14 protein-coding genes are annotated in these 13769 nt (G+C 60.4%); 1 reads left to right on the forward strand and 13 read right to left on the reverse strand.

All coding sequences use genetic code 11. The annotated features are described in order from the left end of the window. Window positions 1-37 precede the first annotated feature (37 nt). The 6 genes from C6Y56_RS08545 to C6Y56_RS08570 all read right to left on the reverse strand — a co-directional run bounded on the left by C6Y56_RS08545 (window position 38) and on the right by C6Y56_RS08570 (window position 5393). On the reverse strand, window positions 38-691 hold the full coding sequence (locus C6Y56_RS08545; protein WP_169429498.1) for an HAD family hydrolase: 654 nt from the start codon (window positions 689-691) through the stop codon (window positions 38-40). A gap of 34 nt (window positions 692-725) precedes the next feature. Beyond that, a complete protein-coding gene (locus C6Y56_RS08550) occupies window positions 726-1715 on the reverse strand; it encodes an ABC transporter ATP-binding protein (RefSeq protein ID WP_169429499.1) in 990 nt (329 codons plus the stop codon). After that, complete coding sequence (locus C6Y56_RS08555; protein WP_169429500.1) at window positions 1712-2512, reverse strand: ABC transporter permease; 801 nt, start codon at window positions 2510-2512, stop codon at window positions 1712-1714. Before C6Y56_RS08555 ends, C6Y56_RS08550 begins: the two co-directional genes overlap by 4 nt. Continuing rightward, window positions 2499-3335 (reverse strand): ABC transporter permease, encoded by an 837-nt coding sequence (locus C6Y56_RS08560; RefSeq protein ID WP_169432609.1) that lies wholly within the window; start codon window positions 3333-3335, stop codon window positions 2499-2501. Before C6Y56_RS08560 ends, C6Y56_RS08555 begins: the two co-directional genes overlap by 14 nt. 5 nt (window positions 3336-3340) lie before the next feature. Beyond that, complete coding sequence (locus C6Y56_RS08565) at window positions 3341-4147, reverse strand: alkaline phosphatase family protein (RefSeq protein ID WP_169429501.1); 807 nt, start codon at window positions 4145-4147, stop codon at window positions 3341-3343. A gap of 181 nt (window positions 4148-4328) precedes the next feature. After that, entirely contained in the window at window positions 4329-5393 is a 1065-nt protein-coding gene (locus C6Y56_RS08570) for an ABC transporter substrate-binding protein (protein ID WP_169429502.1), read from the reverse strand. A gap of 352 nt (window positions 5394-5745) precedes the next feature. On the opposite strand from C6Y56_RS08570, the gene C6Y56_RS08575 reads away from it, so the two are divergent. Continuing rightward, a complete protein-coding gene (locus C6Y56_RS08575) occupies window positions 5746-6459 on the forward strand; it encodes a UTRA domain-containing protein (RefSeq protein WP_085701120.1) in 714 nt (237 codons plus the stop codon). Between the two features lie 345 nt (window positions 6460-6804). Here C6Y56_RS08575 and C6Y56_RS08580 read toward each other — a convergent pair whose 3' ends face one another. The 7 genes from C6Y56_RS08580 to minD all read right to left on the reverse strand — a co-directional run bounded on the left by C6Y56_RS08580 (window position 6805) and on the right by minD (window position 13654). Continuing rightward, window positions 6805-8964, reverse strand: coding sequence for a mechanosensitive ion channel family protein (locus tag C6Y56_RS08580; RefSeq protein ID WP_169429503.1), 2160 nt, complete (start codon window positions 8962-8964; stop codon window positions 6805-6807). Between the two features lie 76 nt (window positions 8965-9040). Beyond that, on the reverse strand, window positions 9041-9217 hold the full coding sequence (locus C6Y56_RS08585; protein WP_169429504.1) for a hypothetical protein: 177 nt from the start codon (window positions 9215-9217) through the stop codon (window positions 9041-9043). Between the two features lie 130 nt (window positions 9218-9347). Further along, window positions 9348-10637, reverse strand: a complete 1290-nt coding sequence (locus C6Y56_RS08590) for a M18 family aminopeptidase (protein WP_007960074.1) — start codon at window positions 10635-10637, stop codon at window positions 9348-9350. Window positions 10638-10713: 76 nt separating this feature from the next. Further along, window positions 10714-11814 (reverse strand): hypothetical protein, encoded by a 1101-nt coding sequence (locus C6Y56_RS08595; protein WP_169429505.1) that lies wholly within the window; start codon window positions 11812-11814, stop codon window positions 10714-10716. A gap of 46 nt (window positions 11815-11860) precedes the next feature. Then, a complete protein-coding gene (locus C6Y56_RS08600) occupies window positions 11861-12496 on the reverse strand; it encodes an RluA family pseudouridine synthase (RefSeq protein ID WP_169429506.1) in 636 nt (211 codons plus the stop codon). Between the two features lie 91 nt (window positions 12497-12587). After that, window positions 12588-12842 (reverse strand): cell division topological specificity factor MinE, encoded by a 255-nt coding sequence (gene minE, locus C6Y56_RS08605; protein WP_003223146.1) that lies wholly within the window; start codon window positions 12840-12842, stop codon window positions 12588-12590. Further along, complete coding sequence (minD, locus tag C6Y56_RS08610; protein ID WP_096822931.1) at window positions 12842-13654, reverse strand: septum site-determining protein MinD; 813 nt, start codon at window positions 13652-13654, stop codon at window positions 12842-12844. Before minD ends, minE begins: the two co-directional genes overlap by 1 nt. Window positions 13655-13769: the final 115 nt, after the last annotated feature.

Raw genomic sequence — 13769 nt, forward strand, 5'->3', positions numbered from 1 at the left:
GCTTGTGGGAGCAGGCCAGCTCCCACAAGGCAATCGCTTACTTCCAGAGATGAATCGGCCACCCGGATTTCTCGGCCTGCTCGCGCAATACCGGATCCGGATTGACCACATGCGGATAATCCACTTTCAGCAACAGTGGCAGATCATTGCGTGAGTCAGAATAGAAACTCGCGCCTTCAAGGTTTTCTTCTTCGGCATCCAGCCATTCCAGCAAGCGGGTGATCTTGCCTTCGCGGTAGGTCAGGGTGCCCACGGTCTGGCCGCTGTACACGCCATGCGCCACTTCCAGTTCGATACCCAGAATCTCATCGATGCCCAATCGATCGGCAATCGGCTTGACCAGGTGCGTACCCGAGGCCGAGATCACCAGAATCCGGTCGCCGGCCTTGCGGTGCGCGGCGATGATCTTGGTCGCGTCGCTGAAGATGATCGGCTCGATGAAGTCTTCCACCCACGGCCCGACCAGATGTTCGACTTCTTCCGGGGTACGGCCGATCAGCGGTTCGAGGCTGAACTCCATGTAGTCCTCCATGCGCAACTTGCCATGGCTGTAGGCGTCCATCAGCTCGTTGTTCCTGCGCATGAACGACTCGGGATCGACCCAGCCCAGGCGCCCCATCTGCTCGCTCCAGAGCGTGGCGCAGTCGCCGTGGATCAGGGTGTCGTCCAGATCAAAAATTGCCAGAGCCATCAGTTCAGTTCCCTCTTGGGTGTCAGCAAAGTCATCAGGCTACCTCACACAGGGCGGTGGGATCGATGGAAAGTGCCAGGCGCTGACCGTCGGGATGCAGATCCGCCGCCGAACGGTTGAGCACATCCACCACCAGTTCCACGCCCCGGGCTTCGACGCGGTAGCGGATCACGTTGCCCAGCAGGCTGTGGCTGCGAATCTGTGCATCGAGTTCGCCGTTCAGGCTCAGTTCGATGGCCTCCGGACGAATCGCGATGCGATGGTTGACCGGCCGCTGCAACAGCTTCGAGGCACTCTCGGCATCGAGCAGGTTGTAGTTGCCGATGAAGCCGGCGGCAAACACGTCGACCGGTGCTGTGTAGAGGGTTTCGGCATCGCCGCTTTGTACGATTTTTCCCTGGTTCATCAGGAAAATCCGGTCAGACATGGTCAGTGCTTCTTCCTGATCGTGTGTGACGAAAATCGTGGTCAGGCCGAGTTCACGCTGGATCTGACGGATCTGTTCACGCAGATGTTTGCGAATCCGCGCATCAAGAGCCGACAGCGGCTCATCCAGCAGCAACAGGCGCGGACGCGTCACCAGCGAGCGGGCGAGGGCGACACGTTGGCACTGACCACCGGAGAGTTGATGCGGATAACGACTGGCGAAGTCATTAAGTTCAACCAGTTTCAATGCTTCGGCGACGCGCTTGTGGCTGTCGTCCGGGTTGATCTTCTGCATGCGCAGACCAAAGGCGACGTTCTGCTCCACGGTCATGTTGGGAAACAGCGCATAGCTCTGGAACACCATGCCGATCCCGCGCTTTTGCGGGGTGAGCGGCACGATGTCGACGCCATCGAGCAGTATCTTGCCGCCATCCACCGGCGTCAGGCCGGCGATGCAACGCAACAGGGTGGATTTGCCGCAACCGGACGGGCCGAGCAGGGTGACGAATTCACCTTTCCGGATTTCGCAGTTGATGTCGCTGAACACCGTGGTGCCGGCGTAGTTTTTCTGAAGGTGTTGGACGCTGACATAGCTCATTCGCTTTTGTCCTTGTTCAAGATGTTGGCGACCCAGGTCAGGACCAGCACGAAAAAGAAGTAGGAAATCACCAAGGCACTGGTGAAGTGACCGCTGCTGTTGCGCATGTTGTTGAGGTAGACCTGCAGGGTTTCGTAACGGGTGCCGACCAGGATATTGGCGAACACGAACTCACCGAACAGGAACGAGAACGACAACAGCAACGCGACCATCAGGCCCTTGCGCAAGTTCGGCAACACCACCAGGAATGCTGCCTGAAAGGTACTGGCGCCGAGCAGTTGGGCGGCGTCCATCAGGTCGCGCAGGTTGATCGCTTGCAGGTTGTTGGTGATCGCCCGGTACATGAACGGCAACGCCACGGTGAAGTAGCAACCGATAAGGATCCAGGGTGTGCCGACCATCGCGAACGGCCCGGAACCGTAGAGCTGTAACAGCCCCACCGACGACACCACCGGCGGCACCGCGAAAGGCAGCAGGATCAGGATGTTCATCAGCGCATCGAGTTTCGGAAAGTGGTAATGCACCACGAACAGCAGCGGCAGGATCAGCACCACCGACAGAATCAACGCCCCGACGCACACCAGCAGCGACTGGCCGAAGGCATGCAGGAAGCGCGGGTCGCTCCACAACTGGATGTACCACTTGAAGGTGAAGCCGCTGGGCAGGATGGTGGCCGACCAACTGCTGGCGATCGAGTAGATCAAGGTGCCCAGCAACGGCAGCAGCAGAATGGCAAACAGCAGATAGACCACGACGCGGTGGTAGACGCCGGCCGGGCCGGATTCAGCGCGAGACATGGTAGCTCCTCTTCAACAGCAGTTGATGCACGACGGTCACCAGGGTCATCAGCGCCACCAGCACCACGGCCAGGGCGCTGGCCAGGTTCGGATCGAGGGAAATGTCGCCCGACACCATCGCTGCGATCCGGATCGGCAGCACGTTGAAGTTGCCGGTGGTCAGCGCGTAGACAGTGGCGTAGGCGCCGAGGGCGTTGGCCAGCAGGATCACGAAGGTGCCGAGCAGGGCCGGGGTCAGCACCGGCAGGCCGATGTGACGCCAGAACTGCCAGCCGTCGGCGCCGAGCAGCGCTGCGGATTCCCGCCAGTCTTCACGCAGGGCGTCGAATGCCGGGTACAGCAGCAGCACGCCGAGGGGAATCTGGAAGTAGGTGTAAAGGATGATCAGCCCGGTTTTCGAGTACAGGTTGAAATCCTGAATGATTCCGGCCTGCTTCAGCATGATCGTGATGCTGCCGTTGAAGCCGAGCAGGATGATGAACGCAAAGGCCAGAGGCACGCCGGCGAAATTGCTGGTCATGTTGGCGAAGGCGTTGACGAAGTTGCGCAGCTTCGAATCGACCCGGCGCAGGGAGTAGGCGCCCAGCACCGCGATGATGATGCCGAATACGCTCGACCAGAAGCTGATTTCGAGGCTGTACTGGATCGCCTGCAGATAGAACTTCGAATTGAAGATCTTGCTGAAGTTGGCGAATCCCCAGCCGAATTCTTCCGATTGCAGGCTGTTGATCATCACCCAGATCAGCGGGGCAATTTCGAACACGATAAAGAACAGCGCGAAAGGCACCAGGCACAGGGCGGCCAGCCATTTGCCGCGAATCATTGAGTTCACTTGAGCAACTCCCGGCACACAGGTTTGTCGTGAGGTACGCCGAGCAGCTCGCAGACCGTGCCGCAGATGTCGGTCTGCTTCGGTGAAGCTTCGCTGTTCAGGCTGAAGGCATCACCGAACACGAACAGCGGTACCTGGCGTTCTTCCGGCAGCAGGCCGTTGTGCGAGCGGTCGTTGTTCATGCCATGGTCGGCGGTCACCAGCACCTGGCAGCCGGCGTCGAGCCAGCCTTGCAGGTAGTCGGCGAGGATGATGTCGGCGCTGCGGGCACTGTTGCGGTATTGCGGGGTGTCGAGGCCGTGCTTGTGCCCGGCGTCGTCGATGTTCATCGGATGGATCAGCAGAAAGTCCGGAGCATGGCGCAGGCGCAGGTTTTCGGCGTCGGCGAACAGGTGCGAGTCCGGATAGTGATCGTTCCAGTAGAAGTGGCCGTGCTGGATCGGTAGCGCCGGGTCGTCGGTATGACGATCTCTGGCGGCCACGAACGGCGAGCGGTTGTACAGCTCGCTGACCCAGTGGTAAGCCGCGGCAGCGGTTTTCAGACCGGCATCGCGGGCGTAGTGATAGATGCTGCGCTGACTGGACAGGCGCGAGACGTTGTTGTGGACGATGCCGCTGTCGATCGGCGGTACGCCCGTGAGGATGCATTCGTAAAGCGGTCGGGACAGGGCCGGCAGCTCGCACTCCAACTGGTAGAGCGCGGCGCGTCCTGCGCCAACGTAAGCCTGCAGATGCCCCATGGCGTGACACGCGACCTCGTAGTTGAGGCCGTCGAGCACGACAAGGATGACGGTTTGCTTCATAGGGGCAAAAACTCCGCGAAGTTCAAATATCTCGAAATCAACTCAATCCCTTGTGGGAGCGGGCTTGCTCGCGAAAGCGGTAGATCATTCAACATTGATGTCGACTGACAAGACGCCTTCGCGAGCAAGCCCGCTCCCACATTTGGATCTTCAACAGATCACAAAAGGGTGATCAGCCGCTTTACTTCATTTCTACGATGACTTTTTCGTTCCACTCCTGCGGCAGGGCCTTGGAGGTTTTTTCCCACGCATCGGCGTCCTTGATCGGCGTGACCTTCTTGTACTGCTCGTTCGGCAGCAGCTTGGCTTTCACGTCTTCCGGCAATGTCAGGTGCTCGGCGCGGATCGGGCGGGCGTTGCCGCGGGCGAGGTTGGTCTGGCCGGCGTCGCTGAAGATGTATTCGCGGGTCAGCTTGGCGGCGTTCGGGTTCTTCGCGTATTTGTTGATGATGGTGGTGTAGCCGGAAATCACCGAGCCGTCGGACGGGATCAGCACCACGTAGTCATCCGGGTTGGCCATCTTGGCCTTGTAGCTCAGGCCGTTGAAATCCCAGACCACGCCGACTTCGATCTCGCCTTTTTCCATGGTGGCGATGGTCGGGTTGGCCATCGACAGGCGACCCTGCTTGGCGATGTCTGCGAACAGCAGCAGGGCAGGCTGGAGATTTTTCTCGTCGCCGCCGTTGGCCAGCGCAGCGGCGAGTACGCCGTTGGCAGCTTGCGCGGCAGTGCTCACGTCACCGATGGAGACCTTGTACTTGCCGCCCTTGAGGTCAGCCCATTTGGTCGGCACTTCGGAGCCGTGCAGCAGTTTCTTGTTGACGATGAAGGCGATGGTGCCGGTGTAGGCCAGTGCCCAGTTGCCGTCCTTGTCCTTGGCCCAGTCCGGCACTTGGTCCCAGGTGGTCGGCTTGTACGGCTGCACCACGCCTTGCTTGACTGCAATCGGGCCGAAAGCCGCGCCGACGTCGCCGATGTCGGCAGTGGCGTTATCTTTTTCAGCCGCGAACTTGGCGATTTCCTGGGCCGAACTCATATCGGTATCGATGTGTTTCAGGCCGTATTTCTTGGCCAGGTCTTCCCAGGTGCCTTTCCAGTTGGCCCAGTCATCGGGCATGCCGACGCTGTTGACGGCGCCTTCCGCTTTCGCAGCGGCTTCGAGGGTTTTCAGATCGTCAGCCGCCATGGCGGCGGTGCACATGGCAATGGTCGAGCCTAACAGTGTTGCCAGGAAAAGCTGTTTCATTCCGAAGCTCCTTGGTCGTGTTCAACGCTGCGATTGCGGTTTGTGTTGGTCTAGGTCAGCAATACCTGAGCCAATGTAGGGGGGCTGGATGACACTTTGATGTCGGCGGATACCCGATCCGCGTTTTATTCCGCCGGTATCGACGGCTGCCCGGTAAGCGTAGACCACCCGCAAAGTCCCGGTGGGCAAGGGACTTGGCCGATGTATTGCAAGTTGTCAGGGCGACCGTTCGGTAGTTTTGTCATCTCTCGGTCATCTGCACTGCCTAGGCTTGCAACACGACCAAACGGCGCAATAGCTGTGCGGTTTTTGCCCCGAAACAGTGCTGGTCTAGTCCAGATAGGTAACGTTGATGCGCGATGAGGCAACAAAAGCGGTGACAGCCATTGGCCAGATCCTTCAGGAACAACTCGACCATGGCTTGCTCGCGGCGGGGAGCAAGCTGCCGGCGGAGCGCAAGCTCAGCGAGTTGTTCGGCACGACGCGGATTACGGTGCGTGAAGCGTTGTTGCAACTGGAGGCGCAAGGCCAGATTTATCGCGAGGAACGTCGGGGCTGGTTCGTGTCGCCGCCGCGTCTGGCCTACAACCTGATGCAGCGCAGTCACTTTCACGCGATGGTCAGTGCGCAGGGGCGGGTGCCGTCGACCGAGGTGATTTCGGCGCGGCTGCAACCGGCGTCAGCGGCGGTCTGTGCGTGGTTACAGTTGCCGGCGTTGTCGAGCGTGATTCAGATTTGCCGGTCGCGGCGGATCGATGGGCGGCTGGTGTTGTATGTGGAGCATTATCTGAATCCGCAGTTTTTCCCGGGGATTCTGGAGTTTGATTTGAATCAGTCGATTACCGAGCTTTATGCGCGGCATTACGATTTGCACTATGGGCGGGTGCGGTTCGAGATTGTGCCTACGTCGTTGTCGGTGGATGCGGCGGCGGCCTTACGGGTTTCGGTGGGGAGTCCGGGGTTGAGGATTGCCCGGGTCAATTATGATCAGGCTGGGCGGTTGATTGATTGTGATCTGGAGTTTTGGCGGCATGATGCGATTCATGTTGGGGTTGATGTTGTTTGATCGCTCTGTGTGAATATCCGTTTTTTTCGGGTGCTGCGGCTTATGGTTCCGCCCTTACGGCGGGTCACTTTTGGCAAACGCCCCAAAAGTAACCAAAAGGTCTAGGCCCCGGCGTTCGGCACCTCGCCTAGGCTCGGTGTTCCTTCGCTCCGGGATTCATCCGGGGCATCGCCTACGGTTTGCTTCGCTGCACCTCCTCTCGATGCATGCGGCTGCGCCGCACGGTCGCTGCGCTCCCACCCCGGATGAATCCCTCCACTCAGCCTTCCGATGGGGCCGGAACGTCAAAAGCGGTACTTGAGCTAACGCTCATCGTTTTGAGTCGGGGGAGGCGTGGAGGTTGGCCTATTCCTGAGTCTGGCCACCACCGCCTGCGGTAATCACCTGAACATTCATCCTCGGTGTCGCCAGATCCAGCCCGGCCTCATCCAGATGCCGTTTCAGCGACAGATTGAACGCCCGTGAAACTTCCCACTGTTTGATCGGTGCGGTCTTGAACCGTGCGCGCAATATCGCGTTTCCCGATTCAAAACTTTCCACGCCCTGGATCTCCAGTGGCGACCAGATGTTGCGTCGCTGCAGCGGGTCGGTGCGCATTTTCTGGCCGACTTCGCGCATCAGTTTGATGGCTTCGTCGATGTTCATGTTGAACGGCACGGCCACGCGGAAGATCGCGTAGCCGAATTCCCGGGAGTAGTTTTTGATGCTTTTGATTTCGCTGAACGGGATGGTGTGGACGATGCCGTCGATGTCCCGCAGGCGTACGGTGCGGATGGTCAGGCCTTCGACGGTGCCCAGGTGCCCGCCGACGTCGACGTAGTCGTCGATGGCCAGGGAGTCTTCGATGATGATGAACAGGCCGGTGATCAGGTCGGCCACCAGCGACTGGGCGCCGAAGCCGATGGCCAGGCCGATCACGCCGGCACCGGCCAGCAGGGGCGTGACGTTCATACCCATGTTCGCCAGCGCGACGATCAGGGCGATGATGAAGATCGCCACGAACAGCACGTTGCGGATCAGCGGCATCATGGTTTGCGCGCGGGCGTTGGCCAGGCCTTTGCGTGAGCGGGTGAGGGCGTGGTGGACGGCGGTGTCGCTGAGGATCCAGATCAGCCAGGCGAAGATCAGTGTGCCGATCAGACTGAACAGTTTTACGCTGATGTCGTGGCCTTCGCCTTCGGTGAAGCCGATCAACGACATGCCCCAGACCCTCAGGCCCAGTTCGATGAAGGCCAGCCACACCAGTAAATGGGCGAGGGTGTAGAAGAAGCTTTTCAGGCGCTCGGAATACAGCGCGTGGCGTTTCGGCCCGCGTTGGGGTTTGAGGGCGTGGCGGCGGACGAGGCCGTTGATCACCATGCACAACACCAGCAGCACGGTGCAGATCAGCGACTGGCGCAAGGCCGTGCTGGTGTCGCCGGCGGAGACGAAGGTGGCGAACAGGGAAATGCCCACCAACACCAGCGCCGGCACGTACCAGAAAGTGCCGAGGATTTCGATGGTGTCGCTGAGGGCGCGGCGGGTCAGGCGGCGGGACAGGGGCTGGTTGCGGATCAGGTGGGCGATGGGGCGGCGAAAGCGCAGGATGAACAGGCCGGTCGAGAGCGCCGCCAGCACATTGGTGACGGTGGCGGCGGTGTGAGCCAGGTGTACACCCAGACCCGCCACCAGGCGCGGATCGTTCAGTGCTTCGCCGAATGCGGCGAAGCTACCGATCAGCCACAGCGGGCGGAACGCCTGATGGCGCAGTATGTACAACGCGCGGTGGCGGTGCGGGCCGTCGAGTACGGAAAAGGCGATCACGCAGATCGCCGAGAAACAGGTGCCGACCACCAGTGCGTAGGCCAGGACCATCGCCAGGCTTTTGCCCAGGGACGATGGCAATGCGTAGCTCATGTAAACCGTGATGACCAGCGCGATCATCCAGGGCCCGAGCTTGCGCAGGGCGAAGCGCAGCATGTCGAGGGCCCGGGGGTGTTGCGGCAGTTCTTCGGTCAGGCCGAAACGCATGCGCACCCGGTGACCGAGCCAGATCAGCGCGGCGGCCAGCAGGCTCCAGACCATCAGGATCACGGCGAAGCCGAAGATGATCGGCAGCCATTCACTGGCCGGCATCATCAGTGCGGACAGTTCATCCTTGGCCAGTTCGAATTCGGTGGACCAGCGATTGAGCGGGCTGTCGCTGCCGGTGAACTGTTTTTCGAAATTGGCCAGGGTGCCGCCGATCAGGCCCAGCACGCCTTCTTCCGGGGTGGCCTGGGCTTTTTTCGTGGCGTCGCGCAGTTTTTTCAGGTCGCTCAGCAATTGGCTGCGCTGCTGATCGTTTTCCAGGGACTTGATGACTTCGTCGAGGGATTGGCCAAGCGGTTCCTGGGCTTCAGGTTGCGCCTTGTTCGAACCATTGAGCAGGCCGGGCAGACTCACCGCCTGGGCAGGCGCCGACGGCAGGAGCGTCATCAGGCAGACAAGGAAGAGGCAGGGCAGGGCAAAGAAACGAGCGAACACTAGGCGGTCAACCTCGCAAGGGGCGGATCGGGCGAGTGTACGAGTCCGCCAGAATCAATGCGAGCCGGGCGCGGATTTATTCGTTGAGTTTGGCCAGGATCTTGTAGACCACGGTGGCCAGGATCATCAGCATGCCGATCCACATGGCGAATACTCCGGCGTTCTTGTCGCGGAAGTTGAAACCGATCGCCAGCAGAATCATTCCGGACAGGATCGGAATGAGCATGGAGTGGAACGCAGACATCGAGATCATGGCGACAGCCTTGTCGAAGAGGATGATTTAAGTCTAGGTCGCTTTTTGCCGACCGGTGGTGATGTGTATCAGAAATGAGCCGGTTTCGCAGGGCAGGAGATCGCAGCGTGAGGCTGCGATCTCCCGTTGGTTACGGCAGTTCTCGACTGGCGTAGAAGGCGCTCAGCACTTTCACCAGATGGGCCAGGTCATGGCTGCCGCACAGTTCGCGGATCGAGTGCATGGCGAAGGTCGGCAGGCCGATGTCGACGGTGCGCACGCCCAGATGACTGGCGGTGATCGGGCCGATGGTCGAGCCGCAGCCCATGTCGCTGCGCACCACGAAGCTTTGTACCGGCACTTCTTCGGCCATGCACAGGTGACGGAAGAAACCGGCGGTTTCGCTGTTGGTGGCGTAGCGCTGGTTGCTGTTGACCTTGATCACCGGGCCGGCGTTGAGTTTCGGGCCGTGGTTGGCGTCGTGTTTCTCGGCGTAGTTCGGGTGTACGCCGTGGGCGTTGTCGGCCGAGACCAGCAGGGATTTCTGAATGGTGCGAACGAACTCGTCACCTTCCGGCAGCAGACGGCGCAGGGTCTGTTCCAGCATCGGGCCGTCGGCGCCGCAGGCGGAGCAGGAGCCGACTTCTTCGTGATCGTTGCACACCAGCACGCAGGTTTCTTCGGTGTCGGCGGTCAGCAGGGCTTGCAGACCGGCATAGCAGGACAACAAGTTGTCGAGTCGGGCGCCAGCGATGAAATCACCGTGCAGGCCGATGACCGCTGCGCTCTGGGTGTCGTAGAAACTCAGCTCGTAATCGAGCACTACGTCGGCATTCAACCCGTGTTCGCGGGCCAGTTGATCGGTGAGCACTGCGCGAAAGTCCACACGTTCGTCACCGGCGAACTGCGCGAGAATCGGCGGCAGTTCGGTCTGGGCGTTAATGGCCCAGCCCTGGTTGGCTTCACGGTTGAGGTGAATCGCCAGGTTGGGAATGATCGCGATCGGGGCCTTGAAGTCGATCAATTGGCTCTCGACCTTGCCGTCGCGACGGAAGGTGACGCGACCGGCCAGAGACAGGTCGCGGTCGAACCACGGCGCCAGCAGCGCGCCGCCGTAGACTTCGACACCGAGTTGCCAGAAACCCTGACGTTGCAGTTCAGGTTGCGGCTTGACCCGCAGGCACGGGCTGTCGGTGTGGGCGCCGACCAGACGGATGCCGTCGTGCAGCGGGGAGTTGCGGCCCATCTTGATCGCGACGATCGAGGAGTCGTTACGGGTGACGTAGTAACGGCCATTGGCTTCGGTGTGCCAGGTCTCACGCTCGTCGAGGCGTACATAACCGGCGGCCTCCAGGCGTTGAACAAGGCTGGCGGTGGCGTGGAACGGGGTAGGGGAGGCCTTGAGGAAGTCGATCAGGCCTTGGTTCAACTCTTCGCGCATAAGAAGCTCCAGACAGCAATGGGCGGGAGTTTAACGCATCGGCCTGATGCTTGGGACATGACATGTGCCGCTCGCGTCAGCGAGCGGTGGCCACGCGTTTTTTCAGGTAGCTCATGATGACTTTTTCGTCTTCAGGCTTTTCAGGGCGGGGCAGTTGTTGCGGCCAGTTGCTCTGGTTCAGGAGCTTTTTCTGACGGCTCTTGTCCCAGCGAAGAATCTCCCGCGAGGCACATTCCCACCATTCATGGCGGCAGGCGGTGTAGTACGGATGATCCGGTGCTGCGCTGCCGTACAGCAGATCGCGACCGACCTTGCGCAGGGTGCCGCTCTGGTTGCGCAGCTTCCATTTGATTTTCAGACGCTGCCACGCGGACGGGAACGGCTTGACCCGCGGCACGTCCTTGCACAGATCCACCAGCCGCTGACTGAACTGCTCGCCGTGCTGGGCAAAGAAGAACGCCTGCATCGCGTGGAAAAAGCGTTTTTCCGCGAAGTAGTGATAGACGTATTTGCGGGCCTCGACCACCGGCCGTTTGCGCATGGCGAACGACAGCGCGACTTGTTCGATGGTATGGATCTGGAAACCGTCTGCCGTCCATTCGTCGATCAGGCGGATCGACTGCTCGAACAATGCCCCGTCGCTGTCGGTCACGCCACACAGCCCGCTGTTGTAGAGCTTGAAGCCGTTTTCCGGGGTGATGCCATGGGCACCGAGATCGCGACCGAGCTTCAGGTAGTCGTCGCGCTCGAAGACATCTTTCCAGTCGTATTCGAAGCGATCCATCACCGACTGCTGCGCAGTGATGTGCGGGAACAGGCGATTGGGGTCGCTGGTGAACAGGGTGTCGGTGTCGACGAACAAGGTCTTTTCGGCCAGTTGCAGGCCGGCGGCGATGGCGCAGGCCTTGCGTCGGTGGTGATAGCCGTTGTGGCCCTGCCAGCGAGTCAGTGTCGGTTCGTCGAGCAGCACGGTATCGACCGGCCAGCCTTCATAGTCCTGCGGCCGGTCAGTGAGGATCCTGATCGCCGGGCGTTTGCCGGTCCTGGCCTGGGAGAGGGCGGTCAGGATGCTGAACTTGGCTTCGCGCCGGTAAACATCCTGGTTGCCGTAAATCAGGTAAAGCAGTTGGTGACGGGTCTTCTTGACGGGTGTTGCCAGGGAATCAGTACAACTCATCCGGAACAAAATCCTTTAAAACAGGCGACTGCCAGTCAGGCAGTGCTTAAAACGGAGCCGGGCATTCGAAGCGCAAGCGTTCGCCGGACTGTGGGTGGGTGAAGCTGAGCATGCTGGCGTGCAGGCACAGGCGTGGCCAGGCCGCGAGGGCTTGGGGGTGAGCGTAGAGCCCGTCGCCGAGCAGTGGATGACCGATGGACAGCATGTGCACGCGCAACTGGTGCGAACGGCCGGTGATTGGCGTCAGTTCGACGCGGCACCAGTCGCCGCAACGCTCCAGCACGCGCCAGAAGGTCAGGGCGTGTTTGCCATGTTCGTGATCGACCACGTGGCGCGGTTTGGTCGGCGGGTCGTAGCGCAACGGCAGATCGATGCTGCCGCTGTCCAGTTCCGGCTGACCCCAGGCCAGGGCGGTGTAGGCCTTTTCGGTTTCGCGGTCGTGAAACTGCCGCGACAGTTCGCGGTGGGTGTCCGCGTCGCGGGCCAGCAGGATGATACCCGACGTTTCCCAGTCCAGACGATGGACGATGCGTGCTTCCGGGTAGCCGTTTTCCTGCAGGCGGGTGATCAGGCAGTCCTTGTTGTCGTCGGCGCGTCCGGGCACCGAGAGCAGCAGGGTCGGTTTGTCGACCACCAGCACGGCGGCGTCCTGATGGATGATGCGGATGTTGGACAGCGGCATTAAAACAGCCTCGTAACAAATGCCAACGGCGGCTCAGGGCCCTTCCGGTGTCGGAAGGGCCCTGAGCCGCCGTCGTTCCTGCCGGATCGACTCAGCGATCTGGCAGGGTGATGTTGAGTTCCAGAATCGAGCAACTGCCCTGGCTTTCCAGTGCAACATGTACGTCGTCGTTGCCGATGTTGACGTACTTGCGGATCACGTCCACCAGTTCCTTCTGCAAGGCTGGCAGGTAATCCGGCGTGCTGCGCTGGCCGCGCTCATGCGCCACGATGATCTGTAGACGCTCTTTCGCTACCGAGGCAGTGCTTGGCTTTTTGTTGGCACGAAAGAAGTCAAAAAGGTTCATTACCTACCTCCAAACAGGCGCTCGAAGAATCCCTTCTTCTCGACATCGAGGAACCGGTGTGCTTTGTCTTTGCCCAGCAGGCGGTCGACGGTATCGCTGTAGGCCTGGCCGGCATCGCTCTGGTCGTCGAGGATGACCGGGACGCCCTGGTTGGAAGCCTTGAGCACCGCCTGGGATTCCGGGATCACGCCCAGCAGGGTCACCGAGAGGATTTCCTTGACGTCTTCGACGCCGAGCATTTCGCCCTTTTCAACGCGCTCCGGGTGGTAGCGGGTGATCAGCAGGTGTTCCTTGATCGGGTCTTCGCCACGTTCGGCGCGACGGGATTTGCTGGCCAGCAGGCCGAGCATGCGGTCCGAGTCACGTACCGAAGACACTTCCGGGTTGGTCACGACGATCGCTTCGTCAGCGAAGTACATGGCCAGGTGGGCGCCTTTCTCGATGCCCGCCGGGGAGTCGCAGACCACGAACTCGAATTGTTCCTTGAGCTCCATCAGGACTTTTTCCACGCCTTCGACGGTCAGCGCGTCTTTGTCGCGGGTCTGGCTGGCGGCCAGCACATAGAGGTTTTCCAGGCGCTTGTCTTTGATCAGGGCCTGCTGCAGGTTGGCTTCGCCGTTGACCACGTTGACGAAGTCATACACCACGCGGCGCTCGCAACCCATGATCAGGTCAAGGTTTCGCAAGCCCACGTCGAAGTCGACGATCACTGTTTTGTGGCCGCGCAGAGCGAGGCCGGTACCGATAGCGGCGCTGGTGGTGGTCTTACCCACACCACCCTTGCCGGATGTAACCACGAGAATCTTGGCCAAGGTGTTTCACCCCTAAGGAAGAAGGACTGTTCAGCCCCTGAAAAACATCTCTTGAAAACTACTGCAGTCGGACAGCCTTGGCTGGAATTTGGCTTTTGGCCTTTTTCCTACTTCG

It is taken from the genome of Pseudomonas fluorescens (assembly GCF_012974785.1).
GTDB lineage: Bacteria > Pseudomonadota > Gammaproteobacteria > Pseudomonadales > Pseudomonadaceae > Aquipseudomonas > Aquipseudomonas fluorescens_BT.

What these genes read in the sequence shown, in the direction of transcription:
- C6Y56_RS08595 (WP_169429505.1), bottom strand. Translation starts at nt 11,814, where the DNA reads ATGAGTTGTACTGATTCCCTGGCAACACCCGTCAAGAAGACCCGTCAC.
- C6Y56_RS08550 (WP_169429499.1), bottom strand. Translation starts at nt 1,715, where the DNA reads ATGAGCTATGTCAGCGTCCAACACCTTCAGAAAAACTACGCCGGCACC.
- C6Y56_RS08570 (WP_169429502.1), bottom strand. Translation starts at nt 5,393, where the DNA reads ATGAAACAGCTTTTCCTGGCAACACTGTTAGGCTCGACCATTGCCATG.
- C6Y56_RS08555 (WP_169429500.1), bottom strand. Translation starts at nt 2,512, where the DNA reads ATGTCTCGCGCTGAATCCGGCCCGGCCGGCGTCTACCACCGCGTCGTG.
- C6Y56_RS08545 (WP_169429498.1), bottom strand. Translation starts at nt 691, where the DNA reads ATGGCTCTGGCAATTTTTGATCTGGACGACACCCTGATCCACGGCGAC.
- C6Y56_RS08565 (WP_169429501.1), bottom strand. Translation starts at nt 4,147, where the DNA reads ATGAAGCAAACCGTCATCCTTGTCGTGCTCGACGGCCTCAACTACGAG.
- C6Y56_RS08585 (WP_169429504.1), bottom strand. Translation starts at nt 9,217, where the DNA reads ATGATCTCGATGTCTGCGTTCCACTCCATGCTCATTCCGATCCTGTCC.
- C6Y56_RS08575 (WP_085701120.1), top strand. Translation starts at nt 5,746, where the DNA reads ATGCGCGATGAGGCAACAAAAGCGGTGACAGCCATTGGCCAGATCCTT.
- C6Y56_RS08560 (WP_169432609.1), bottom strand. Translation starts at nt 3,335, where the DNA reads ATGATTCGCGGCAAATGGCTGGCCGCCCTGTGCCTGGTGCCTTTCGCG.
- C6Y56_RS08590 (WP_007960074.1), bottom strand. Translation starts at nt 10,637, where the DNA reads ATGCGCGAAGAGTTGAACCAAGGCCTGATCGACTTCCTCAAGGCCTCC.
- C6Y56_RS08600 (WP_169429506.1), bottom strand. Translation starts at nt 12,496, where the DNA reads ATGCCGCTGTCCAACATCCGCATCATCCATCAGGACGCCGCCGTGCTG.
- minE (WP_003223146.1), bottom strand. Translation starts at nt 12,842, where the DNA reads ATGAACCTTTTTGACTTCTTTCGTGCCAACAAAAAGCCAAGCACTGCC.